This is a genomic window from Nocardioides sp. (genome assembly GCF_041600255.1).
Lineage (GTDB): Bacteria > Actinomycetota > Actinomycetes > Propionibacteriales > Nocardioidaceae > Nocardioides.
Genome location: NZ_JBFIKK010000028.1, coordinates 1 through 23,346 on the forward strand (window position 1 = coordinate 1; position 23,346 = coordinate 23,346).

Below are 23,346 nucleotides of genomic sequence, written 5' to 3' on the forward strand. Positions count from 1 at the left end.
AGGAGGTCATCGTGCAGAACTTCCGGGCCAAGCCCGACACCGCGATGCGGCACACCGACGACCTCGGCCTGGAGGAGTACCGCGCCGCGATCGCGGTCACCCGGATCGTGCTGGGCCCGCGGATGCGGATCCAGGCGCCGCCGAACCTGGTCGACAGCTCCGAGGGCTCGGCCGAGTGCGCCCTGCTGCTCGAGGCGGGCGTCGACGACTGGGGCGGCGTCTCGCCGCTGACCCCCGACCACGTCAACCCCGAGCGACCCTGGCCGTCGTTGGAGCGGCTGCGGTCCCTGACCGCCGCGGAAGGCTTCGAGCTGCGCCCCCGGCTCACCGTGCACCCCGAGTACGTGCGCCAGGGCGAGCCGTGGCTCGACCCGCGGGTCTCCGCCCACGTGGCGGCGCTCGCCGACGAGGACGGCCTGGCGCGACCCGGCGTACGTCCGGGTGGGTTGCCGTGGCAGGAGCCCGACGGCGGCTTCGCCCGGGCAGGCTCGGGTCGGGTGGACCTGCACACCGAGATCGACACGACCGGGCGCAGCGCCGACCGGCGCAGCGACTTCGACGACGTGTACGGCGACTGGTCCGAGCTGCGCTCCGAGGCCGAGGCGGGTGTGGTCGCGGCGAGTCGTGGGGGCAGTGACGCGGACGGGCGCGCCGCGCTGGCCGCCGCCGAGCGGGACCCGGCCGGCCTGAGCGACGAGCAGGCCCTGCTGCTGATGACCGCCGAGGGCGACCTGCTCGACGCGGTGTGCCGGCTCGCCGACGACCTGCGCCGCGACACGGTGGGCGACGACGTGACCTACGTGGTCAACCGGAACATCAACTTCACCAACGTCTGCTACGTCGGGTGCCGGTTCTGTGCGTTCGCGCAGCGGCGTACCGACGCGGACGCGTTCTCGCTGTCGTTGGAGCAGGTGGCCGACCGGGCCCAGGAGGCGTGGGAGCTCGGCGCGACCGAGGTCTGCATGCAGGGCGGGATCGACCCGGAGCTGCCCGGGACGGCGTACTTCGACCTGGTCGCGGCGGTGAAGACCCGGGTGCCCGGCATGCACGTGCACGCCTTCTCCCCGATGGAGATCGTGAACGGCGCATCGCGGACGGGTCTGTCGATCGAGGACTTCCTGATCAAGGCCCGCGAGTCCGGGCTCGACACCATTCCGGGCACGGCCGCGGAGATCCTCGACGACGAGGTCCGGTGGGTGCTGACCAAGGGCAAGCTGCCGACGAGCACCTGGATCGACGTGGTCTCGACCGCGCACCGGGTGGGGCTGCGGTCGAGCTCGACGATGATGTACGGCCACGTCGACAACCCGCGCCACTGGGTGCAGCACCTGCGGGTGCTGTCGCGGATCCAGGACGAGACGGGTGGTTTCACCGAGTTCGTGCCGCTGCCGTTCGTGCACACCTCGTCGCCGATCTACCTGGCCGGCGTGGCGCGACCCGGGCCGTCGATGCGGGACAACCGCGCGGTGCACGCGCTGGCGCGGATCCTGCTGCACGGTCGGATCCCGAACATCCAGACGTCGTGGGTCAAGCTGGGCGTCGAGGGCACCCGGACGATGCTGCAGTCGGGCGCGAACGACGTGGGCGGCACGTTGATGGAGGAGACCATCTCCCGGATGGCCGGCTCCGAGCACGGCTCGGCCAAGACGGTGGCGGAGCTTTTCGAGATCGGCGCCGGCATCGGCCGACCGGTCCGCGAGCGGACCACGACGTACGGCGTGCCGGCGCCCCGAGCCTGACGGCGTCCGGGCTGACGGCGCCCCGAGCCTGACGTCGGACCCCCTGCGCGACCGGACGGAACCTGACGCGGACCGGAGCCTGACGCGGACCGAACCCAGAAAACCCTCACTTCACCCGGAGAACTTCCCGGGTGAAGTGAGGGTTTCACAGGTTAACCAGTGAATCTGCGCCCCGAGCGCCGCTAACCACGCCCACTGCTGGAGCGAGCACGCCGCGACACCGAGTCGATCGCCACCGCGAGCAGCAGGACCCCACCGGTGACCATGAACCGCACCGACGAGTCGACGCTGACCAGGTTCAGCCCACTGGTGATCGCCTGCAGCACCACGATGCCCAGCAGCGCCGAGTATGCCGAGCCGCGACCACCGAAGAGGCTGGTCCCGCCGATGACCGCAGCCGCGATCGCCGTCAGGTTGGTGTCCGTCGTGCCGCTGGCCTGCGAGACCGAGGTCTGCAGCCCCGCGGCGAGCAGACCACCGAGCGCCGCGAACGTCGAGGTCAGGGCGAAGACCGAGATGTAGACCCGGTTCACCTTGATCCCCGAGCGACGAGCCGCCTCGACGTTGCCACCGACGGCGAACAGGTGCCGGCCCCAGCGCGTCTTGCGCAGCGCGAGGTCCATCACCACGACCATCAACACGAAGAAGAGCCACAAATAGCTCCAGCCCCGGTCCAGGTTCACGTAGTACGTCAGGAATCCGAGCCCGGCCGCGAACACGGCGGCCTTGACGACCGCCAACTGCCAGGCCGGAGCGCTCAGCCCAGCCGCGGCACGCGTCCGACGACCCCACAGCTGGGAGCCGAGGTAGATCAGCACGATCAGTCCGACCAGGACGAACGACGCGGTGTCGCCGACGAACTTCTGCCGGGTGTACTCCACCAGGAACGAGTCACGCGGCAGGTTGATCGTGCCGTTCTTGCCGAGCACGAAGAGCAGCAGTCCCTGGAACCCGAGCAGGCCGGCGAGCGAGAAGACGAACGACGGCACCCCGATCCGGGTGTAGAGGAACGCGTAGAAGATACCGATCAGCACACCGATCCCGATCGCGGCACCGATGCCGACGACGGGCGAGTAGCCCTTCTCCACCACGAGCACGGCCATCGCCGCTGCCGCCAGACCACTCACCGAACCGACCGAGAGGTCGATCTCGCCGAGCAGCAGGACCAGCACGATGCCGAGCGCGATCATCCCGGTGGGCGCGGCGAACTGGGTGATCGAGACCAGGTTCCTCGAGGAGAGGAAGAGCGGCTCGGCGGCGTAGAAGCCAACGCTGATCACGACCAGCCCGACGATGACCGGCAGGCTGCCGAGCTCACCGGAACGCAGGCGGTTGAGCATCAACCGGGCGTAGCCCATCAGACCCTGGGTCTGGATCAGGCGCTCATCGGCGAGGTCGGCCGCGACGGCCGACTCCTTGACGTCAGACATCCTGACCCTCCTCCCGCGTGTCCCCGGGTGTGCCCTCGGCCGCGTGGGCACCCGGCGTACGCCGCTTGGCGCGCGAGGAGACCACGTTGTCCGAGGCGCCGGTGATGGCGGCGACCAGCTCCTCGGTGCTGACCTCCTCGGTGCGGAACTCCGCGGCATTGCGACCCAGCCGCATCACCACGATCCGGTCCGCCACGGCCTGCACGTCGGCCATGTTGTGGCTGATCAGGATCACGCCGAGTCCGGTCTCGCGCAACCGCTCCACCAGGTTGAGCACCTCGGCGGTCTGGGCGACGCCCAGGGCGGCGGTCGGCTCGTCGAGCATCACGATCTTCGGGTTGCCGACCAGGCTGCGCGCGATGGCGACCGTCTGGCGCTGGCCACCGGAGAGCGAGGCGATCGGGATCCGGACCGACGGGATCTTGGCCGACAGGGTGCGCAGCAGCCGCCACGACTCCTTCTCCATCTCGACCTCGTCCAGGACATGGCCGTGGTGGCGTTCCTGACCGAGGAAGAGGTTGGCGACCACGTCGAGGTTGTCGCAGAGGGCGAGGTCCTGGAAGACGGTGGCGATCCCGAGGGCCTGGGCCTGGGCGGGGCCGCCGACGTGGACCTTGCGGCCGGCGAACGTGATGTCGCCGGCATCGGGCTGGTAGACCCCGGAGATCACCTTGACGAGGGTGGACTTCCCGGCGCCATTGTCCCCCACCAGCGCCACGACCTCACCGGCCGCGACGTCGAGGTGGACGTCGGTCAGGGCCTGCACGGCCCCGAATCGCTTGTTGATCCCGGTCAGGGAGAGCACGCTCTCCCTGACCGGGGCCTCGGTGGCGAGTGTGCTCATCAGTTGAGGCCGGCGGCCTTGCACGCCTTGGCGTAGATGCCGGTGCAGATCTCGTCGACGGTGTAGAAGCCGTCTGCGACGATCGTGTCCTTGACGTTGTCCTGGGTGACGACGACCGGGTCGAAGATGAACGAGTCGACGCCCTCGAAGTCCGTGGTCTCCCCGACGTCCTCACCGTTGACCAGCGCGACGGCCACCTCGGCCGCCTTGTACGCCTCGACCGGGATCGGCTTGTAGACCGTGACGGCCTGCTCGCCGGCGACGATGCGCTGGATGGCGGCCAGTTCGGCGTCCTGACCGGTGATCGGGGGCAGCTTGTCGGCCGCGACGCCGGCACCGGTCATGGCGGCGACGACGCCACCTGCCTGACCGTCGTTGGCCGCGTAGACGCCCTGGATCTCGGAGGGCTTGTACTTGCTCAGCTGGTCGGTGACGAACTGCTGGGCGTTCTCCGGGCTCCAGTCGGGGTTGTCGTACTCCGCGAGGATCGTGAGTCCGCTGGCGTCGATGACGTTGTGGGCGCCCTGCTTGAACTGGGCGGCGTTCGGGTCGCTGGGCGAGCCGTTGAGCATCAGGATGTTGCCGGTGTCGCCCATCGCGTCGACCAGGGCCTGACCCTGGAGTTCGCCGACGCGCTCGTTGTCGAAGGACATGTAGTAGTCGGCGCCCGCGATGAACCGGTCGTAGGCGATGACCGTGGCGCCGGCGTCCTGGGCGCTGGCCACCATGCCGCCGGCTCCCTTGCCGTCCACCGGGTCGAGCACGATGACGCTGGCACCCTCGGTGATGGCGGTGTCGACCTGCTCGGACTGCTTCTTGGCGTCCTGGTCGGCGTTGAAGTAGCTGACCTCGCAGTCAGCGCACAGCTCGGCGACCTTCTCCTCGAACAGGGGCTTGTCGAAGGCCTCGTAGCGCGTGGTCTTCGACTCCGGCAGGAGCAGGGCGATCTTCTTGGCGCCGTCGGTGGTGGCGGCGTCGTTGGCGGAGCAGGCAGCGAGCCCACTCGAACCGAGGGCGATGGCGAACCCGAGGGCTGCCAGGCGGTGCAGGGATGTGCTCACGTGTCTCTCCTCGCGTGGGGGCCGAACGGCCAGTCAACTCGACCCAGTGTCAGCCGTCCCTGGTTTGTCGTCAAGACCTGAACGTTAACAATGTCCAAATCTGCATTTTCGATCAATTATCCTCTATCTCTTGACCGCTAGAGGGTCAGGCGAGACAGTGTGCCCATGCGTCAGCAGCGAAGTGACCCGTCCCCGGGTTCGACGTCGACCCTGCGTACGACGAACCAGCAGCGGGTCCTCGACGTCCTGCGTGGCGCATCCTCCGGCGCGGAGGAACCCTCGACGTTCACCCAGGCCGGTCTGGCGCGGACCACAGGACTGGCGCCGGCCACGATCTCCAACATCGTCCGCGGGCTCGTCGCGGCCGGGTTGGTGGACACCGAGGCCGGCAGCGGGCGGCGCGGCTCAGCCATCCGTCTGGCCCGCGGCGCCGGCCTGGTGGCCGGCGTCGACTTCGGGCACAGCCACGTGGCCGTCGCCATCGGCGACCTGACCGGTCACCTCCTCGCCGAGGAACGCCGGTCCTTCCGCGCCGGACGCCCGTCCAGCGAGGCACTGGAGATGGCCGGGTCGATGCTCGACTCCATGACCGCCGAGCACGGTGCCGTGCGGCGGGTCGGGATGGGACTGCCGGCGCCGGTGACCGACGACGTCGTCCGCTCCGCCTCGATCTTCCCCGGCTGGGAGGGCGTCGACGCCCGCCTGGCCGCGGAGGAGACCTTCGGCGTCGCGGTGCACGTGGAGAACGACGCCAACCTGGGTGCGCTCGCCGAGCACCGACTCGGGGTCGCGCGCGGGCTGGGCAGCTCGGTCTTCGTCAAGATCTCCTCCGGCGTCGGCGCCGGGATCGTGCTCGACGACCAGCTCTTCCACGGCGCCGCCGGGACTGCCGGCGAGATCGGCCACCTCACCCTCGACGAACAGGGACCGCTCTGCCGGTGCGGCAGCCGGGGATGCCTGGAGGCCTACACGTCGGTCACGACCGTGATGGCGATGATCGAGGCCCGGCTGCCGGGCCGGGACCTCGATGGCGTGATCGAGAGTGCGCGGGAGGGCAACGTCGCCGCCCAGCGCGTCTTCGAGGACGCCGGGCTGCATCTGGGCTGGGGGCTGGCGAGCATCGTCAACCTGCTCAACCCGGCGGCGGTCGTCGTCGGTGGGGACATGGCCCGGGCCGGCGACCTGCTGCTCGACCCGGCCCGGATCGGGCTACGCCGTCACGCCCTCGACTCGGTCGCGCTGACACCGGTGCTGGCCAGCGAGCTGGGTGAGCGCGCCAGCCTGGTGGGCGCCGTACTGCTGGCGGCCGAGCGGACCGACCTCGTCGTCAGCTGAGCCAGGGGGAAGATTCACTGGTTAACCAGTGAAACACGCACTTCACCCAGAGAACTCCCCGGGTGAAGTGCTCAATTCACTGGTTAACCTGTGAAACCAGCACGACCTCGACCTCGAACCCCTCGGAGCTTTCGAGGAACAACGCCGGGTGCTGCTCACCACCCGCGTACGGGTAGCGGTCGGCGAAGAGTTCGCGCCAGCCGTGCGCCGACGACTCCGCCCGCAGCCGGTCCAGCGTCGAACGCCCCTCCACCGTCAGGGCCAGGTGGTTGATCCCCGGCCGCAACCGGTCGTGCGGTTCGTCGACCAGGTCGCGCGAGCGCTCCATGAACAGGTACGTGCCGTCCGGGTGCGCCCACGAGGCCGCATCCCCCGCCGGGTCGACGTCGAGGTCGATCACGACCTCCCACCCGAGCTCGCCCAGCAGCCAGCCCCACTCCGCCGCGGCCACGCCGGGATCGCTGACCCACAGGTCCAGGTGGTGCACGGCGCGAACGCTCACGTGAGGCTCATTCCCACTCGATGGTGCCCGGCGGCTTGGAGGTGATGTCGACGGTGACCCGGTTGATCTCGGCCACCTCGTTGGTGATCCGGGTGGAGATGGTCTCCATGACCTCGTACGGCAACCGCGCCCAGTCGGCGGTCATCGCGTCCTCGGAGGTCACCGGACGCAGCACCACCGGGTGTCCGTAGGTGCGCCCGTCGCCCTGCACGCCCACGGAGCGTACGTCGGCCAGCAGCACCACCGGCATCTGCCAGATGTCGCGGTCCAGCCCGGCCCGGGTCAGCTCCTCGCGAGCGATCGCGTCCGCCTCACGGAGGATGTCGAGCCGGTCCCGGGTGACCTCGCCGATGATCCGGATGCCCAGACCGGGGCCGGGGAACGGCTGGCGCCAGACGATCTCGGCCGGCAGGCCGAGCTGCTCCCCCACCAGCCGGACCTCGTCCTTGAAGAGGGTGCGCAACGGCTCGACCAGCTCGAACTCGAGGTCGTCGGGCAGCCCGCCGACATTGTGGTGCGACTTGATGTTCGAGGTGCCGTGGCCCCCACCGGACTCCACCACGTCGGGGTAGAGCGTGCCCTGGACCAGGAAGGCGACCTTCGCGCCCTCCTCGGCGGCAGCGCCCAGCACCTCGGCCTCGGCGGCCTCGAAGACCCGGATGAACTCACGGCCGATGACCTTGCGCTTCTCCTCCGGGTCGGTGACCCCGGAGAGTGCGTCGAGGAACCGGTCCGAGCACTCGACGACGTGCAGCTTCACGCCGGTGGCGGCGACGAAGTCGCGCTCCACCTGCTCGGCCTCGCCCTTGCGGAGCAGGCCGTGGTCCACGAAGACGCAGTCCAGGCGGTCGCCGATGGCGCGCTGCACCACGGCGGCGGCCACGGCGGAGTCGACGCCGCCGGAGAGCCCGCAGATGGCCCGGCCGGTCTCGCCGATCTGGGCCCGGATCCGCTCGATCTGCTCCTCGACGATGTTGACCATGGTCCAGGTCGGCCGGCAGCCGGCGATCTGGTGCAGGAAGTGCTCGAGCACCTTCTGGCCGTGCTCGGTGTGCATCACCTCGGGGTGCCACTGGACGCCGGCCAGTTGGCGATCGACGTCCTCGAAGGCCGCCACCGGGGTGACCACGGTCGAGGCGAGCACCCGGAAGCCGTCGGGAGCCGCCGTCACGGAGTCGCCGTGCGACATCCACACACTGTGCTGCGCGGGGATCTCGGCCAGCAGCGTGCCGGGGTCGGTGACGGTGACCGGCGTACGGCCGTACTCACGGGCACCGGTGTGCGAGACCTCGCCGCCGAGCCCGCGGGCCATCAGCTGGAAGCCGTAGCACATGCCGAAGACCGGGACCCCGGAGGTGAACAGCGAGGAGTCGATGGAGGGGGCACCCTCGGCGTAGACCGAGGACGGTCCGCCGGAGAGCACGATCGCCTTCGGCCGACGCGCCAGCATCTCCTCGACGGGCATCGTGTGCGGCACGATCTCGGAGTAGACCCGGGCCTCCCGGACCCGGCGGGCGATCAGCTGCGCGTACTGGGCGCCGAAGTCCACCACCAGCACGAGGTCGTGGTCGATCAGGTCGTGCTCGGACATCGGCGGAGTGCCTTTCGACGGCGTACGGCGAGGGGCCAAGCGTAGCGACGCGGCGCACCGGGAAATGCATCAGGGCCCGGCCGGGGAGGGAGGTTGGCCGGGCCCTGATCGTCCATGCATCTGCTGGACAGCTGCTTGGACCGCTGAGCCCGGCCACTTGGGAGGGAGCATGACTGCCGGGCTCGAAAGGAACAACGAGCCCCGGTACGGGGGGTTACGCCCCGGTCTGGACCAGATTCCTCCGAGCCGACCGCGACCCCTCCGGCGTCAGCTCACGCCGACGATCGGGAGCCGCAGCGCGCCGGGTGCGGAGTCCGGCACGGCGGGACGCACAGGACGCACCGGAGCGATCCGCCGGTAGGCCTCCCCCAGCGCCGGTCGGGCGTCCGGCTCGCCCTTGTTCGGCCAGAACGACATCGCCCGCTCGGCCTGAGCGGTGATCGTCAGCGACGGGTTCACCCCGAGGTTCGCGGTGATCGCCGAGCCGTCCGCGACGTGCAGCCCCGGGTGGCCGTAGAGGCGCTGGTAGGGGTCGATCACGCCGGTCTCCGGCGAGTCCCCGATCGCGCACCCGCCGATGAAGTGGGCGGTCAGCGGCCGGTTGAACGGCTCCCCGATCGACCCGCCGGCGGTGCCGCCGAGGATCTTCGCCATCGCCCGGACCGCCGCGTTGCCGGCGGGGATCCAGGTGGGGTTCGGGACACCGTGACCCTGCTTGGTGGTCATGTAGCGCTTGCCGGTGAACGGCACCTTCTTGGTGAAGGTGGTCAGCGAGTTGTCCAGGCTCTGCATCACCAGCGCGATCACGGTCCGCTCCGACCAGTGCCTCATGTCGTAGAGGTCGGTCACCGTACGCCGCTGCTTCCACATCTCGCGGAGCCAGACCTGCCAGCGCGGCTGGGGGCCGTCGCCGTCGGTCAGCACGGTCTGCATCAGCGACATCAGGTTGCTGCCCTTGCCGTAGCGGACCGGCTCGATGTGGGTGTCGGAGTCCGGGTGGAAGCTGGACGTGATCGCGATGCCCTTGCTGTAGTCGACCTTCGTGTCCGGCGCGATCGCCCCGAGGATCGACTCCGAGTTGGTCCGCGACAGGAAGCCCAGACGCTGGGACAGCCGCGGCAGGTGCCCCTCGTCGCGCATCCGGTGCAACAGCCGCTGGGTGCCCAGCGAGGAGGCCGCGAAGACGACCTGCTCCGCCCTCAGCACCCGACGGGCCGAGGGGCGGTTGGTCTTCGCCTTGGTGAACTTCACGTCCACCTCGTAGCCGCCCCCGGCCATCGGGGTGACCCGGGTGACCGTGGTCAACGGCAGCACCGTCGCGCCGTTCTGCTCGGCGAGGTAGAGGTAGTTCTTGACCAGGGTGTTCTTGGCGTTGTGCCGACAACCCGTCATGCACGACCCGCAGCCGATGCACGCGTTGCGCTCCGGTCCGGCGCCCCCGAAGTAGGGGTCCGGCGCGGCCTGGCCCTCGCGGTCGCCGGGGCCGCCGAAGAAGACACCGACCGGGGTCGGGTGGAACGTGTCGCCGACGCCCATGTCCTGGGCGACCTGCTCCATCACGTCGTCCGCGGCCGTGCGCAGCGGGTTCTCCACGACGCCGAGCATCCGCTTCGCCTGGTCGTAGTACGGCGCCAGCTCCGAGCGCCAGTCGGTGATGTGGCTCCACTGGGTGTCCTGGTAGAACGGCGCCAGCGGTTCGTAGAGCGTGTTCGCATAGACCAACGAGCCGCCCCCGACCCCGGCGCCGGAGACGATCATGCAGTCCTTGAGGGCGTCGATGCGCTGGATGCCGTAGCAGCCGATCTCGGGCCGGAAGAGGAACTTCTGCACCTCGAAGGAGGTCTTCGCGAAGTCCTCGTCGGAGAAGCGGGCCCCCGCCTCCAGGACCCCGACCCGGTAGCCCTTCTCGGTCAGCCGCAGCGCGGTGACCGAGCCACCGAAGCCGGACCCCACCACCAGGACGTCGAAGTCGAACTCGGTGTCGTCCGTGCCGCTCATGCGCGCCCCAGCTTCTTCATCACTCGGAGGTTGACGGTCATCATTCTGGCGTAGCTCTCGTCGGACATGCCGAGCATCGGGGCGAACCGGATCAGCCGCTGCGTGGCGACCGACTGGGTCTCGGTGTAGCGCAGGATGCCTTCAGCGCCCTGACGACGGCCCATGCCGGACTGGCGCATGCCGCCCATCGGCGAGTCGATGCTCGCGAAGGTCGCGCCGAAGGCCTCGTTGATGTTGACGGTGCCGCACTTGATCCGGCGCGCGAGCTCACGGGCCCGGGCGCCGTCCTGGCTGTAGATGGAGGCGTTGAGGCCGTACTCGCCCTCGTTCGCCCGCGCGACGGCATCCGCCTCGTCGTGGAAGCGGTAGAGCGCGATCACCGGACCGAAGGTCTCCTTGCCGAAGCAGGTCATCTCCGGCGTGACGCCCTCGAGAATGGTCGGCTCGTAGAAGAACGGGCCGAGGTCGGGGCGGGCCCGACCCCCCGCGAGCACCCGGGCGCCCTTGGCGACGGCGTCGTCGACGTGGGCGACCACGGTGTCGAGCTGGTCCTGGGAAATCAGCGAACCCATGTCGTTGCCCCAGTCGAGGGTGGCACCGAGGGTCATGGCCTGGGTGCGGGCGACGAACCGGTCCACGAAGCGGTCGTAGACCTGGTCGGCGACGAACATCCGCTCCATCGAGACGCACAGCTGGCCGGCGTTCGAGAACGACGCCCGTACGGCGCCCTCGGCCGCCTTCTCCAGGTCGGCGTCACGCAGCACCAGCAGCGGGTTCTTGCCGCCGAGCTCGAGCGAACAGCCGATCAGCCGCTCGGCGCAGCCCTGGGCGACGAGCTTGCCGGTGGCGGTGGAGCCGGTGAAACAGACGTAGTCGGCGCGCTGGATGATGCTCGGCCCGACCTTCGAGCCCGGGCCGGCCACGACCTGCCACAGGTCCTTCGGGAAGCCGGCCTGCTCGAGTAGCTCGGCTCCGAGCAGCGCGGTGAGCATGGTCTGGGCGTCCGGCTTGGCGACGACCGCATTGCCGGCCATCAGCGCCGGCAGGCCGTCGCACAGCGCCATCGTGAAGGGGTAGTTCCACGGCGAGATGATCCCGACGACGCCCTTGGCGATCCGGTTGACCTCCACCCGGGTCAGGCCGGGCACCACGCCGCGGACCCGTCGGGTGTCGAGGTGCTCGTGGGCGGTGCGCGCGTAGTAGCGCGCGGTCAGCGCGATGTGCAGCGGCTCGTCGAAGGCGTGCTTGCGCGCCTTGCCGGACTCCAGCACGGTCAGGTCGATGATCTCGTCCTGCCGGTCCAGGACCAGGTCGTGGAAGCGGAGCATGATCGCCGCCCGCTCCTCGAGCGAGGTCCGCGCCCAGACGGCCTGGGCTCGACGGGCCCGGGCGAAGGCCTCGGCCACATCCTGGTCGCTGGACTGCGGGATGTGCGCCAGCGGTGCGCCGTTCAGCGGCGAGCGCACCTCGGCCGTCTCAGGGCCGGTCGCGAGGATGCGGTCGGTGAGCGCGGCGACGTAGCCGGGCTCGAGGGCGTAGGAGGCGGTGGGGTCGTGCTCGGGGTCGGCGGGGCCGTCCACCAGGGGCCCGTCGGCCGGAGTGGGATTCTGGGCGCTCATGTACCGAGAGTATGTGCGGATTCACCCATTCACCAGCGTCTCGCCGCGATGTGGGCTTTTACACAGAGGCCCGATCTGTCAAACGCGCCTCAGACGATGTCCGGCGCCTTCACCCGCGCCTCGTCCGCCTCCTGGTCGGTGAGCTGGTCCTGGCTCAGCCGCTCGGCCTCCACCCGACGCAGGTAGTGGTCCACCTCGTCGTCGAGCCGGGCCTGGTCCCACCCCAGCTCCTCGGCCATCAACCGGGCCGCCGCTGGAGCGGCCGCCACCCCCCGGTCGAACGTCTCGATCGAGATCCGGGTACGCCGGGTCAGCACGTCGTCGAGGTGTCGGGCGGCCTCGTGCGTCACGGCGTACACGACCTCGGCCGCCAGGTAGTCCTCGGCGCCCTCGAGGGGCTCCCCCAGCTCGTCGCGCTCGGCGATCAGGGCCAGCAGGTCGTCGACCATGCCGCCGTAGCGGTTCAGCAGGTGGTCGATCCGGGCGACGTGCAGACCGGAACGCCGCGACAGCAGCACCCGCTGGTTCGACCGGGTCTCATAGCTGTCGGCGCCGACCAGCGGCACCCGGTCGGTGATCGAGTCGCGCAGGGTCAGGTTGACGGTCGTGCGCAGCGAGTGGGCCGCCGCGTCGACGGCATCCTTGCCCATCACCCGGTACGTCGTGAGCTTGCCGCCGGCGATCATCACCAGCCCGGGCACCGGCGTCACCACCGTGTGCTCCCGCGAGATCTTGCTGGTCGGCTCCGACTCACCGGTCAGCAGCGGGCGCAGCCCGGCGTAGACGCCCTCGACGTCCTCGTGCCCGAGCGGCTCCCGCAGGATCGTGTTGACCTGGTCGAGCAGGTAGTCGATGTCCGCGCGACTCGCCGCCGGGTGCGCCTTGTCCAGGTCCCAGGCGGTGTCGGTGGTGCCGATGATCCAGTGCCGGCCCCACGGGATCACGAAGAGCACCGACTTCTCGGTGCGGTGGATGAAGCCGACCTCCGAGCGGATCCGGTCGCGCGGCACGACCAGGTGGATGCCCTTGCTGGCCTGGACGTTCAACGCACCCCGACCGCCGACCATCTCCTGGATCTCGTCGGTCCAGACACCGGCGGCGTTCACCACGACCCGGGCCCGGACCTCGAAGTCGCGCCCGGTCTCGAGGTCGGTGGCGCGCACGCCCACGACCCGTTCACCCTCGCGGAGGAAGCCGTTGACCTTCACCCGGTTCGCCACGTGGGCGCCGTGCTCGACGGCGGTGCGGGCGATCGTGACGACGAGCCGGGCGTCGTCGACCTGGCAGTCGTAGTAGCGGATGGCGCCGGTGATCGCGTCGGTCTTCAGGTCCGGGGCGATCCGGGCCACCTGGCGCCGGAAGAGGTGCTTGTGCTTGGGCACCCCCATGTCGTACTTCCCGGCCATCGCCATCGCGTCGTACAGGGCGAGACCGGCTCCGACGTACGGGCGCTCCCACCCGCGGTGGGTCAGCGGGTAGAGGAAGGCGACCGGCTTGACCAGGTGCGGGGCGAGCCGGGTGAGCAGCAGCCCGCGTTCCTCCAGCGCCTCACGGACCAGGCCGAAGTCGAGCATCTCCAGGTAGCGCAGACCGCCGTGGATCAGCTTGCTGCTGCGGCTGCTGGTGCCGCTGGCGAGGTCGCGCTGCTCCAGCAGACCGGTGTTGAGCCCGCGGGTCACGGCGTCCAGGGCGGTGCCGACGCCGACGACGCCACCACCGACGACCAGCACGTCCAGCTCGGGCTCACCTCCCTCCCCGGACATGGCGGAGATGGCGGCCGTGCGGGCGTGGGGGCTGAGGGCGCTCGAGTCGCTCATCGGCATAGTGTGCCAGCCCCGAGGTCAGTGCGGCGAGACGGCGGCTGCCGCCACTGCTTCCTCGAGGCCGCGGGCCGCGAGCCGGTCCGCCAGCTCGTTGTCGGCGTGCCCGGCGTGGCCCTTGATCCAGTGCCACTCCACCTGGTGCTTCTCCGCCTCGACCTGGAGCTGCTGCCACAGGTCGACGTTCTTCACCGGCTGCTTGGCGCTGGTCCGCCACCCGTTGCGCGACCAGTTCTCCACCCACGTGGTGATGCCGTTGCGCACGTAGGTGCTGTCGGTGTGGATCTCCACCACGGAGGGTCGCTTGAGCGCTGCCAGCGCCCGGATCGGGGCGGTCAGCTCCATCCGGTTGTTGGTCGTCTCACCGGCCTCCCCGCCGCACAGCTCCAGGGCGTGGCTGCCCTGGCGCAGGATGGCGCCCCAGCCACCCGGGCCGGGGTTGGGGATGCAGGCGCCGTCGGTGTGGATGACGACGACCGGAGGTGTCGGGTCACTCACTCGACGACGACCTCGACCCGCTGGAACTCCTTGAGGTCGGTGTAGCCGGTGGTGGCCATCGAACGACGCAGGGCGCCGATCAGGTTCATCGTGCCGTCGGCGACCCGGGAGGGCCCGAAGAGGATCTCCTCCAGGGTGCCGACCGTGTCGAAGCCGACCCGCTGACCGCGCGGGAGGTCGGCGTGGTGGGCCTCGCTGCCCCAGTGGAAGCCGTGCCCGGGCGCGTCGGTGGCCCGCGCGAACGGCGAGCCGACCATCACGGCGTCGGCACCGCAGGCGATCGCCTTCGCGAGGTCGCCGGACTTGCCGATCGAGCCGTCGGCGATGACGTGGACGTAGCGGCCACCGGACTCGTCGAGGTAGTCGCGTCGGGCTGCGGCCACGTCGGCCACGGCGGAGGCCATCGGCACCGCGACCCCCAGCACCGTGCGCGTGGTGTGGGCAGCGCCTCCGCCGAAGCCGACCAGGACACCGGCCGCTCCGGTGCGCATCAGGTGCAGCGCCGCCTGGTACGTCGCACAGCCCCCCACGATGACCGGCACGTCGAGCTCGTAGATGAACTCCTTGAGGTTCAGCGGCTCCGACTGGCTGGAGACGTGCTCGGCGGAGACCGTGGTCCCCCTGATCACGAACATGTCGACGCCGGCGTCCACGACCGCCTTGGCGAACTCCTTGGTGCGCTGCGGCGAGAGCGAGCCCGCGACCGTCACGCCCGCGGCCCGGATCTCCTTGAGCCGCTCGGTGATCAGCTCGGCCTTGACCGGCTCGGTGTAGATCTCCTGCATCCGGCGGGTGGCCTCGATGCCCTCGAGCCCGGCCACCTCGGCGAGCAGCTCGGAGGGGTCCTCGTACCGGGTCCACAGACCCTCGAGGTTGAGCACGCCCAGGCCGCCGAACTTCCCGAACGTGATCGCGGTGGCCGGCGACATCACCGAGTCCATCGGCGCGGCCAGGACGGGCAGGTCGAAGCGGTAGGCGTCGATCTGCCAGGCCACGCTCACCTCCTCGGGGTCGCGGGTGCGTCGCGAGGGCACGATGGCGATGTCGTCGAAGGAGTACGCCCTGCGCGCGCGCTTGGCCCGGCCGATCTCGATCTCGGTCATGTCAGCGTCCTGTGTAGTTGGGGGCTTCGACGGTCATCTGCACGCCGTGGGGGTGGCTCTCGGTGAGCGAGGCGGAGGTGATCCGCACGAAGCGGCCCTTCTCCTGGAGCTCGTCGATCGTGCGGGCGCCGGTGTAGAACATCGACTGGTTCAGTCCACCGATCAGCTGGTGGGTCACGGCGGCCAGCGGGCCGCGGTAGGCGACCTGCCCTTCGATGCCCTCCGGAACGATCTTGTCGTCGCTGGAGACCTCCGCCTGGAAGTAGCGGTCCTTGGAGTAGGACTTCTTGCCGCGGCTCGACATCGCGCCCAGCGATCCCATGCCGCGGTAGGCCTTGTACTGCTTGCCGTTGACGAAGACCAGCTCGCCCGGGGACTCATCGCAGCCGGCGAGCAGGGAGCCGAGCATGACGGCGTCCGCGCCGGCCACAATCGCCTTGGCGATCTCGCCGGAGTGCTTCATCCCGCCGTCCGCGATCAGCGGGATGCCCGCCGGCCGGGTGGCCAGCGAGGCCTCATAGATGGCGGTGACCTGGGGGACGCCGACACCGGTGACGACGCGGGTGGTGCAGATCGAGCCGGGCCCGACCCCGACCTTGACCGCGTCAGCGCCGGCCTCGACGAAGGCCTGGGCGCCGTCGCGGGTGGCGACGTTGCCGCCGATCACCTGGACGTGCCGGGTGGCGGGGTCGGTCTTCAGGCGCTCGACCATCTCGAGCAGCAGCCGGACGTTGCCGTGCGCGGTGTCGGCGACCAGGACGTCGACGCCGGCCTCGATCAGGGTGGAGGCCCGCTCCCAGGCGTCGCCGAAGTAGCCGATCGCGGCCCCGACCATCAGCCGGCCTGCGGCGTCGTTCGAGGCGTGCGGGAACTGCTCGGACTTCACGAAGTCCTTGACCGTGATCAGGCCGACCAGACGGTCCTGCTCGTCGACCAGCGGAAGCCGCTCGCGCTTGTGCTTACGCAGCAGCAGCGTCGCGTCGTCGCGGGAGATGCCCTCGTGGCCGGTGATCAGCGGCATCGGCGTCATCACCTCGTCGACCTTGGTGGTGGCCCACTCGGCGACGGGGGTGAACCGCAGGTCGCGGTTGGTGATGATGCCCAGCAACCGGTTGTCGGCGTCGACCACCGGCAGACCGGAGACCCGGTACTCGCCGCAGATCCGGTCCAGCTCCTCCAGCGTCGCGTCGGGGCCGATCGTGACGGGGTTGGAGATGATGCCGGTCTGGGTCCGCTTGACCAGGTCCACCTGGTAGGCCTGGTCCTGGATCGAGAGGTTGCGGTGCAGCACCCCGAGACCACCCTGGCGGGCCATCGCGATCGCCATCCGGGACTCGGTCACGGTGTCCATCGCGGCGCTGACCAGGGGCACCTTGAGCGAGATCTCGCGGGTCAACCGCGAGGTCGTGTCGATGTCGCTGGGGGCCAGGTCCGAGTGGCCCGGCAGCAGCAGGACGTCGTCGTAGGTCAGGCCAAGGGCGGCGAACTTCTCGGGGAGCTCCACCGTCCCATTCTAGGGGGCCGGACCGGCCGCTCCTCCCGGGGCGTCTGCTCGCGCCCGGAGCGGCCCTCAGGCCTGCAGCGGCACGAGTTCGCGGACGCTCACCCGCACGGTGAGCACGTCCGCGCTCAGACGGATCCGACCGCGCAGGCCGGCAGCGAGCACCATCGGCAGCACCGCTCTGTTGTCCGAGCCGGTGGTCAGCAGCATCTCGGTGGCTCCCCCGGCCCTGGCGAGTCGGGCCGCATCCACCAGGAGCCGGCTGCCGATCCCCCGGCGCTGCCAGGCCGGCTCCACCCAGAGCGTCACCGCGTGGACTCCGGGCTCCTCCGCCGTGGGAGAGATGACCGCCTCGCCGACCGGACCGCCGGCCGTGACGGCCCGTACCCGGCCGTCCTGCACCAGGTAGGAGGGAGCGGCATCCCGGGAGGGCGTCCGCACCTCGCGCCTCTCCCGAGCCAGGACGTCGCTGACCAGGTCGGCGAGGGCGGAGCCGCGAGCGTGCTCGACCCCTGTGAAGGGCGCCCGTCGTCGTACCTGCACCTGGATCTCGCCGACCGCCATGCTCAGCGCGTCACGACCGGCCTGCGACCCCTCGGGCAGCGCCGACACCTCGGCCTCGGTCTCGGCGTCGAAGAGCAGCGCCACCACCTCCGGGAACGAGGCAGGGTCGTCGAGGATGGCCTGCGCCGCCCGGACGTAGCGGGTGGGTTGGTCCGTCAGGGCCGCCTCCGTGCAGGGCGCCGAGCTGACGGCCAGCCCGCCCGCGGCGGTCAGCAACCGGGCGATGTCGTCGCCGCCCCACCCCACGGGGGTACGGAGCACCAGTTCGTCGGTGACCGCCCCGACGCCGGGGAAGATCTGCAGCCCCAGAATGTTGACTCCCTCGTCCCCGCAGCGCCTCGCCAGCGCGGCCAGGGCTCCGGGACGGTCGGGCAGGGTGGTGCGCACGCGCCACAGCATGGTGCCTCCTCGAGATCGCGGACGATCGATGCGCACCCAGCCTTGCGCCCCTGCGTTGCGCGGGAGCGTCGGCGATGTTTCGGGGGCGCAACACCTCGGCGAGCCATGGCGGGGACGAGGCACGGCTGCCACGCTGGGGCGCATGACCGTCGGCACCCCGACCGGGGCCCACCCCCTGCGCCGGTACGCCACAGGCCTGTTCTCGCTCATCGACTCCCGGTGGACTCCCCTCGTGGCGGCTGCTGCCGCCGTCCTGCTCCGGCTGCCGGCGCTGGCGACCCCGCTGCGCTCCGACGAATCGGGCTTCCTGCTGGTCGCCCGGGCTTGGGACCCTCAGCCCGACAGCCTCTTCGGCCCGTACTTCGTGGACCGTCCGCCGCTGCTGATCGCGGCCGTGAGGCTTGCCGACTGGGTCGGGGGTCCCTACTTCCTGCGCGTCGTCGGGGCGGTGGCCTGTGGCCTGCTGGTGCTGGCCGCCGCCCAGGTGGCCCGCCTGATCGCCAACGACCTGGCCGCGCGCTGGACCGCGGTGGCGGTGGCCGCGCTGACCGTGAACCCGCTGATCGACGCCGAGGCGGTCAAGGGCGAACTGCTCGCCCTGCCGGTGATCATGGGCAGCTTCTGGCTGACCCTGCTCGCCGTACGGAGCTCGTCCGCACGCCTGGCCGTGCTGGCCGCCGTGCTGGCCGGGGTGCTGGCCGGGGTGGCGGTGGGCCTGAAGCAGAACCTGGTCGCCGGGCTCGTCTTCGCGGCCGTCGTCCTGGTGATGAGCCGGCTGACCGGGCGGCTCTCCGGTCGTCAACTGCTGCGGCTCGGTGGTGCCGCGGCCGTGGGCGCGGCGATCCCGGTGGCGATCACCGTGGGCTGGGCACTCGCGGTCGGCGTCCACCTCTCGACGCTGGCCTACACCGTCTACGGCTTCCGCTCCGACGCCGCGCTGGTGATCGCCGAGCAGTCGGCGGCCGCTCCGCTCGGGCGTGCGCTGACCCTGGTGCTGGTGGCGATCGGCGCCGGTCTGGTCTTCGTCATCGGCGGGTTCCTGGTGCACCTGGCCGGCGAGTGGCGCGACGACCCGGTGATCACCGCCGCCACCCTCGCCGTCCTGGTCGTGGACGTGGCCGGCCTGGTGGCGGGCGGGAGCTACTGGCGCGACTACCTCTTCCCGCTCGTGCCGGCGACGGCCCTGTGTGCCGCGATGCTCGCCCGGCGCTCCAGCAGGCGCGGCCGGGCGATGCGGACCGTGATCGTGGCTGCGGCCGCCTCCTCGGCGCTGGTGGTGGTCGGTTGGATCGGGCTGGCTGCGAACGAGGCCCGCGAGGCCGGGACCGAGATCAGGGGCGGCCAGGCGATCGCGGAGGCCTCGGCGCCCGGCGACACCTTGGTGGTCTTCGGCGGGCATGCGGAGGTCCAGCTGGCCTCCGGGCTGCGGTCGCCGTACCCCCACCTGTGGAGCCTGCCGATGCGCACCCTCGACCCGGAGTACGTCGAGCTGCGCGCCCTGCTCAGCGGGCCGGAGGCCCCGACCTGGCTGATGGCCTCGGTGCCGTTCGACGCCTGGGACAACCCGGCCGGGGCTGCACTCGCGGCCGACGTGGACCGCTTCTACGTCCGGCACGGCACCGGCTGCTTCGACCGGCCGATCTATCTGCACCGTGGGCTCGACCGCCCCGCGGTCACCGTCGCCCACTGCCGCTGAGCTGCCAGTTGTGGTTGCCCCCAGACCGCTGAGCTGCCAGTTGTGGTTGCCCCCAGACCGCTGACCTGCCAGTTGTGGTTGGCCGAAATGACACCGACCCGCCGTCCGGGAGGACGACGGGTCGGTGAGTGGAGCGGGGTCGATCAGTGACCGTGGCCGTGACCGTGACCGTGGCCACCGCCGGCGGAGGAGTCGTCCTCCTCCTCGGGCTTCTCGACGATCAACGTCTCCGTCGTCAGCAGCATGGCTGCGATCGACGTGGCGTTGACCAGCGCGGAGCGGGTCACCTTGACCGGGTCGAGCACGCCCTGGGCGACCAGGTCGCCGTAGGTCTCGGTCGCGGCGTTGTAGCCGTGCCCGACACCACCCTCGCGGACCTTGGCGACGACGACGTAGCCCTCGACACCACCGTTCTCGGCGATCCAGCGCAGCGGCTCGTCGGCGGCCTTGCGGACGATGCGGACACCGGCCGCCTCGTCACCGGTGAGACCGAGGTCGTCCTCGAGCACCGAGACCGCGTGGATCAGGGCCGAGCCACCGCCGGCGACGATGCCCTCCTCGATCGCGGCACGGGTCGCGGAGACAGCGTCCTCGATGCGGTGCTTCTTCTCCTTCAGCTCCACCTCGGTGGCGGCGCCGACCTTGATCACGCACACGCCACCGGCGAGCTTCGCGAGGCGCTCCTGGAGCTTCTCGCGGTCCCAGTCGGAGTCGGAGTTCTCGATCTCGGCCTTGATCTGGTTGACGCGGCCCTCGACCTCGGCCTTGTCACCGAGACCGTCGACGATCGTGGTGTTGTCCTTGGTGATGACGACACGACGCGCCTGACCGAGCACCTCGAGGCCGACCTGGTCGAGCTTGAGCCCGACCTCGGGGGCCACGATCTGGCCACCGGTCAGCGTCGCGATGTCCTGCATCATGGCCTTGCGCCGGTCACCGAACGCCGGAGCCTTCACCGCGACGGCGTTGAACGTGCCGCGGATCTTGTTCACGACCAGGGTCGACAGCGCCTCGCCGTCGACGTCCTCGGCGAGGATGAAGAGCGGCTTGCCCGCGGCGATGACCTTCTCCAGCAGCGGGAGCAGGTCGGCGATCGCCGAGATCTTGCCCTGGTGCAGCAGGATGTAGGGGTCGTCGAGGACGGCCTCCATGCGCTCCGGGTCGGTCACGAAGTACTGCGAGATGTAGCCCTTGTCGAACTGCATCCCCTCGGTGAACTCGAGCTCGGTGCCCATCGTGTTGGACTCCTCGACGGTGATCACACCGTCCTTGCCGACCTTGTCGAAGGCCTCGGCGAGGAGCGACCCGATGTGGCTGTCGCGGCTGGAGATGGTCGCGACGGACGCCATGTCCTCGCGGGTCTCGACCTCACGGCTGGCCTCGCGCAGCGCGTCACCCACGGCCTCGGCGGCGGCGTCCATGCCGCGCTTGAGACCCATCGGGTTGGCGCCGGCGGCGACCGCACGCAGGCCCTGGTGGACCATGGCCTGCGCCAGCACGGTGGCGGTGGTGGTGCCGTCACCGGCGACATCGTTCGTCTTGGTGGCAACTTCCTTGGTCAGCTGCGCGCCCAGGTTCTCGAACGGGTCGTCCAGTTCGATCTCACGCGCGACGGTGACACCGTCGTTCGTGATCGTCGGGGCGCCCCACTTCTTGTCGAGGACGACGTAGCGGCCACGGGGGCCGAGCGTCACCTTGACAGCGTTGGCGAGCGCGTCGACGCCGCGCTCGAGCGAACGACGTGCGTTCTCGTCAAACTCAAGAATCTTCGGCATTGCTCTCCTCAAAGAGATCGAGTCGTGCCCCCGACATCACGCCGGGGCGCTCCGTCAGGGACACGACTCAGGAAAAATCAGGAAACGACGGCCAGCACGTCGCGAGCGGAGAGGATGAGGTACTCCTCGCCGGCGTACTTGACCTCGGTGCCGCCGTACTTGCTGTAGATGACCTTGTCGCCGACCGCGACGTCGAGGGGAACCCGGTTGCCCTTGTCGTCGATGCGGCCGGGGCCGATCGCCTGGACCTGGCCCTCCTGGGGCTTCTCCTTGGCGGTGTCCGGGATGACCAGGCCGGAAGCCGTGGTCTGCTCAGCCTCGAGCGGCTTCACGACGATGCGGTCCTCGAGGGGCTTGATGTTGACCGACACGATGTCGACCTCCACTTTCGTCACTTGTTTGACTCGGGTGGCGGACCCTCGGATGAAGGGCCCACCGGAACGTTGGGGCCTGTTGGAAGTACGCCGTCGCGGGGGTCGCACTTCGTCACAAGCACTGGCACCCTCGTGGTGAGAGTGCCAGAACAGACGTTAGCACTCGGCGTCGCGGAGTGCCAGAGCGGATGGACCAGTCGGGCTCGGTGTCGGCTCTGACAGGATCGTCGGATGGATCTCGACGCCTTCCGCTGGCTGCTCACCGACGAGGGCCAGGAGCTCCTCGTCCGCGCGGCAGCAGCACCGGCCGACCCGTTGCGCGCCCAGACCGAGCTGCGTCGTACGGCGCAGCCGGCGCACGTCGCGGCGGCTCTCACCCAGGTGGAGCTGCGGCGCAAGGCGGTGGCCAAGTTCGGCGACCTGGCGAAGTGGATGTACTTCACCCCGGACGGCCTGGAGCAGGCCACCCGACTGCCCGTCGCCCGGCACCGGGCCGCCCGGCTGCGCGCGGCCTCCACCGCCAGCGTGATCGACCTCGGCTGCGGCATCGGCGGCGATCTGGTGTCGCTGGCCACCGCGGGGATGACCTGCGTGGGGATCGACCTCGACCCGTTGCGGATCGAGGTCGCCGGAGCGAACCTGCACGCGCTCGGCCTGGACGGCGCCGTCAGCGTCGCGGACGCCACCCGGGTCGACACCTCGCCCTTCGACGTGGCCTTCGCGGACCCGGCCCGCCGTACCGGCCGGGGGCGGACATTCGATGTCGACGACTGGACGCCGCCGTGGCCGTTCGTGGAGGAACTGATGCGCCGCGACGCCTGCGTGAAGGTCGCGCCCGGCATCCCGCACGGGCTGGTTCCCGCCGGCGTCGAGGCCGAGTGGGTCAGCGACCACGGCGAGGTCAAGGAGGCCGCCCTCTGGTCCGGCCGCCTCGCCACGACGGCGCGCCGGGCGACCGTGATCGGCGACGGCGGTCTGGCCACCCTGACCGAGGACGACGACCCGGGCGCGGGAGTCGTGCCGGTGGGCGCCTTCCTCTACGAGCCCGACGGCGCCGTCATCCGTGCCGGCCTGGTCACCGCCGTCGCGGCCCTGACCGGGGGCGGACTGCTGGACGAACACATCGCGTACGTCGGCTCCGACCACGAGGTGCGCACGCCGTTCGCCCGGGGGTACCGCGTGCTGACCCAGCTGCCCTACCGCGAGAAGTCGCTCAAGGCGGCGCTGCGCGAGCGCGGGATCGGTTCGCTGACGATCAAGAAACGCGGCGTGGACGTGGTCCCCGAGCAGTTGCGCAAGCGGCTCGACCTGAGTGGTGACGAAACCGCGACGATCGTGCTGACCCGGGTGGCTGGGCATGGGACCGCGTTGCTGGTGGAGCCGTTCTGAGGGGGTTTCACTGGTTAACCAGTGAAATGAGCCGCGCCCGGATGAGTGCACCCAGATAACCCGCACTTCACCCAGATAGTTCCCCGGGTGAAGTGCGCAAATCACTGG

The 23,346-nt window shown here is 70.4% G+C and carries 18 protein-coding genes; 4 read left to right on the forward strand and 14 right to left on the reverse strand.

Annotated elements, in window-relative coordinates:
* Positions 1 to 1,739: bifunctional FO biosynthesis protein CofGH (locus tag ABZE72_RS05390; RefSeq protein WP_372727995.1), on the forward strand; the 1,739-nt coding region annotated here is incomplete at its 5' end.
* A gap of 182 nt (positions 1,740 to 1,921) precedes the next feature.
* Here the strand turns inward: ABZE72_RS05390 and ABZE72_RS05395 are convergent.
* Genes ABZE72_RS05395 through ABZE72_RS05405 form a run of 3 tightly spaced genes read right to left on the reverse strand, consistent with a single transcriptional unit; the run spans position 1,922 to position 5,074 of the window.
* Positions 1,922 to 3,169: a sugar ABC transporter permease gene (locus ABZE72_RS05395; protein WP_372727996.1), complete on the reverse strand. Its 1,248-nt coding sequence runs from the start codon at positions 3,167 to 3,169 to the stop codon at positions 1,922 to 1,924.
* The gene (locus tag ABZE72_RS05400) at positions 3,162 to 4,013 is read right to left on the reverse strand and encodes an ATP-binding cassette domain-containing protein (protein ID WP_372727997.1); all 852 of its coding nucleotides are present in this window, start codon (positions 4,011 to 4,013) and stop codon (positions 3,162 to 3,164) included. The genes ABZE72_RS05395 and ABZE72_RS05400 overlap by 8 nt, the downstream gene beginning before the upstream one ends.
* Positions 4,013 to 5,074, reverse strand: coding sequence for a substrate-binding domain-containing protein (locus ABZE72_RS05405; protein WP_372727998.1), 1,062 nt, complete (start codon positions 5,072 to 5,074; stop codon positions 4,013 to 4,015). The genes ABZE72_RS05400 and ABZE72_RS05405 overlap by 1 nt, the downstream gene beginning before the upstream one ends.
* A 165-nt stretch (positions 5,075 to 5,239) precedes the next feature.
* Between ABZE72_RS05405 and ABZE72_RS05410 the strand changes: the two genes are divergently transcribed.
* Entirely contained in the window at positions 5,240 to 6,409 is a 1,170-nt protein-coding gene (locus ABZE72_RS05410; RefSeq protein ID WP_372727999.1) for an ROK family protein, read from the forward strand.
* 76 nt (positions 6,410 to 6,485) lie between these two features.
* Here the strand turns inward: ABZE72_RS05410 and ABZE72_RS05415 are convergent, their stop codons facing one another.
* The 9 genes from ABZE72_RS05415 to ABZE72_RS05455 form a co-directional block, all read right to left on the reverse strand.
* Positions 6,486 to 6,911 (reverse strand): VOC family protein, encoded by a 426-nt coding sequence (locus ABZE72_RS05415; protein ID WP_372728000.1) that lies wholly within the window; start codon positions 6,909 to 6,911, stop codon positions 6,486 to 6,488.
* A gap of 7 nt (positions 6,912 to 6,918) precedes the next feature.
* The gene (gene guaA, locus ABZE72_RS05420) at positions 6,919 to 8,502 is read right to left on the reverse strand and encodes a glutamine-hydrolyzing GMP synthase (protein ID WP_372728001.1); all 1,584 of its coding nucleotides are present in this window, start codon (positions 8,500 to 8,502) and stop codon (positions 6,919 to 6,921) included.
* Between the two features lie 267 nt (positions 8,503 to 8,769).
* Positions 8,770 to 10,500 (reverse strand): GMC oxidoreductase, encoded by a 1,731-nt coding sequence (locus ABZE72_RS05425; protein WP_372728002.1) that lies wholly within the window; start codon positions 10,498 to 10,500, stop codon positions 8,770 to 8,772.
* Positions 10,497 to 12,119, reverse strand: a complete 1,623-nt coding sequence (locus ABZE72_RS05430; protein WP_372728003.1) for a succinic semialdehyde dehydrogenase — start codon at positions 12,117 to 12,119, stop codon at positions 10,497 to 10,499. Before ABZE72_RS05430 ends, ABZE72_RS05425 begins: the two co-directional genes overlap by 4 nt.
* Before the next feature lie 89 nt (positions 12,120 to 12,208).
* On the reverse strand, positions 12,209 to 13,936 hold the full coding sequence (glpD, locus tag ABZE72_RS05435) for a glycerol-3-phosphate dehydrogenase (protein WP_372728004.1): 1,728 nt from the start codon (positions 13,934 to 13,936) through the stop codon (positions 12,209 to 12,211).
* Between the two features lie 24 nt (positions 13,937 to 13,960).
* Positions 13,961 to 14,437, reverse strand: coding sequence for a ribonuclease HI (gene rnhA, locus ABZE72_RS05440; protein ID WP_372728005.1), 477 nt, complete (start codon positions 14,435 to 14,437; stop codon positions 13,961 to 13,963).
* Positions 14,434 to 15,540, reverse strand: a complete 1,107-nt coding sequence (locus ABZE72_RS05445; RefSeq protein WP_372728006.1) for a GuaB3 family IMP dehydrogenase-related protein — start codon at positions 15,538 to 15,540, stop codon at positions 14,434 to 14,436. The genes rnhA and ABZE72_RS05445 overlap by 4 nt, the downstream gene beginning before the upstream one ends.
* Position 15,541: 1 nt before the next feature.
* Positions 15,542 to 17,044: an IMP dehydrogenase gene (gene guaB / locus ABZE72_RS05450; RefSeq protein WP_372728007.1), complete on the reverse strand. Its 1,503-nt coding sequence runs from the start codon at positions 17,042 to 17,044 to the stop codon at positions 15,542 to 15,544.
* Between the two features lie 66 nt (positions 17,045 to 17,110).
* Complete coding sequence (locus tag ABZE72_RS05455; protein ID WP_372728008.1) at positions 17,111 to 18,004, reverse strand: GNAT family N-acetyltransferase; 894 nt, start codon at positions 18,002 to 18,004, stop codon at positions 17,111 to 17,113.
* A 142-nt stretch (positions 18,005 to 18,146) separates the two neighbouring features.
* Between ABZE72_RS05455 and ABZE72_RS05460 the strand changes: the two genes are divergently transcribed.
* The gene (locus ABZE72_RS05460; RefSeq protein ID WP_372728009.1) at positions 18,147 to 19,700 is read left to right on the forward strand and encodes a hypothetical protein; all 1,554 of its coding nucleotides are present in this window, start codon (positions 18,147 to 18,149) and stop codon (positions 19,698 to 19,700) included.
* 143 nt (positions 19,701 to 19,843) lie between these two features.
* On the opposite strand, the gene groL is transcribed toward ABZE72_RS05460, so the two are convergent.
* Together groL and groES are read right to left on the reverse strand one after the other, a co-directional pair.
* Entirely contained in the window at positions 19,844 to 21,475 is a 1,632-nt protein-coding gene (groL, locus tag ABZE72_RS05465) for a chaperonin GroEL (RefSeq protein ID WP_372728010.1), read from the reverse strand.
* A 77-nt stretch (positions 21,476 to 21,552) separates the two neighbouring features.
* The gene (groES, locus tag ABZE72_RS05470; RefSeq protein ID WP_372728020.1) at positions 21,553 to 21,846 is read right to left on the reverse strand and encodes a co-chaperone GroES; all 294 of its coding nucleotides are present in this window, start codon (positions 21,844 to 21,846) and stop codon (positions 21,553 to 21,555) included.
* 234 nt (positions 21,847 to 22,080) lie between these two features.
* On the opposite strand from groES, the gene ABZE72_RS05475 reads away from it, so the two are divergent.
* Positions 22,081 to 23,238 (forward strand): methyltransferase domain-containing protein, encoded by a 1,158-nt coding sequence (locus ABZE72_RS05475; RefSeq protein WP_372728011.1) that lies wholly within the window; start codon positions 22,081 to 22,083, stop codon positions 23,236 to 23,238.
* Positions 23,239 to 23,346 lie beyond the last annotated feature (108 nt).

Excerpts from the sequence above, each read along its gene's own strand:
- ABZE72_RS05395 (WP_372727996.1), bottom strand. The coding sequence starts at position 3,169 with ATGTCTGACGTCAAGGAGTCGGCCGTCGCGGCCGACCTCGCCGATGAG.
- ABZE72_RS05400 (WP_372727997.1), bottom strand. The coding sequence starts at position 4,013 with ATGAGCACACTCGCCACCGAGGCCCCGGTCAGGGAGAGCGTGCTCTCC.
- ABZE72_RS05410 (WP_372727999.1), top strand. The coding sequence starts at position 5,240 with ATGCGTCAGCAGCGAAGTGACCCGTCCCCGGGTTCGACGTCGACCCTG.
- guaA (WP_372728001.1), bottom strand. The coding sequence starts at position 8,502 with ATGTCCGAGCACGACCTGATCGACCACGACCTCGTGCTGGTGGTGGAC.
- ABZE72_RS05425 (WP_372728002.1), bottom strand. The coding sequence starts at position 10,500 with ATGAGCGGCACGGACGACACCGAGTTCGACTTCGACGTCCTGGTGGTG.
- ABZE72_RS05430 (WP_372728003.1), bottom strand. The coding sequence starts at position 12,119 with ATGAGCGCCCAGAATCCCACTCCGGCCGACGGGCCCCTGGTGGACGGC.
- glpD (WP_372728004.1), bottom strand. The coding sequence starts at position 13,936 with ATGAGCGACTCGAGCGCCCTCAGCCCCCACGCCCGCACGGCCGCCATC.
- ABZE72_RS05445 (WP_372728006.1), bottom strand. The coding sequence starts at position 15,540 with ATGACCGAGATCGAGATCGGCCGGGCCAAGCGCGCGCGCAGGGCGTAC.
- ABZE72_RS05455 (WP_372728008.1), bottom strand. The coding sequence starts at position 18,004 with ATGCTGTGGCGCGTGCGCACCACCCTGCCCGACCGTCCCGGAGCCCTG.
- ABZE72_RS05460 (WP_372728009.1), top strand. The coding sequence starts at position 18,147 with ATGACCGTCGGCACCCCGACCGGGGCCCACCCCCTGCGCCGGTACGCC.
- groL (WP_372728010.1), bottom strand. The coding sequence starts at position 21,475 with ATGCCGAAGATTCTTGAGTTTGACGAGAACGCACGTCGTTCGCTCGAG.
- ABZE72_RS05475 (WP_372728011.1), top strand. The coding sequence starts at position 22,081 with ATGGATCTCGACGCCTTCCGCTGGCTGCTCACCGACGAGGGCCAGGAG.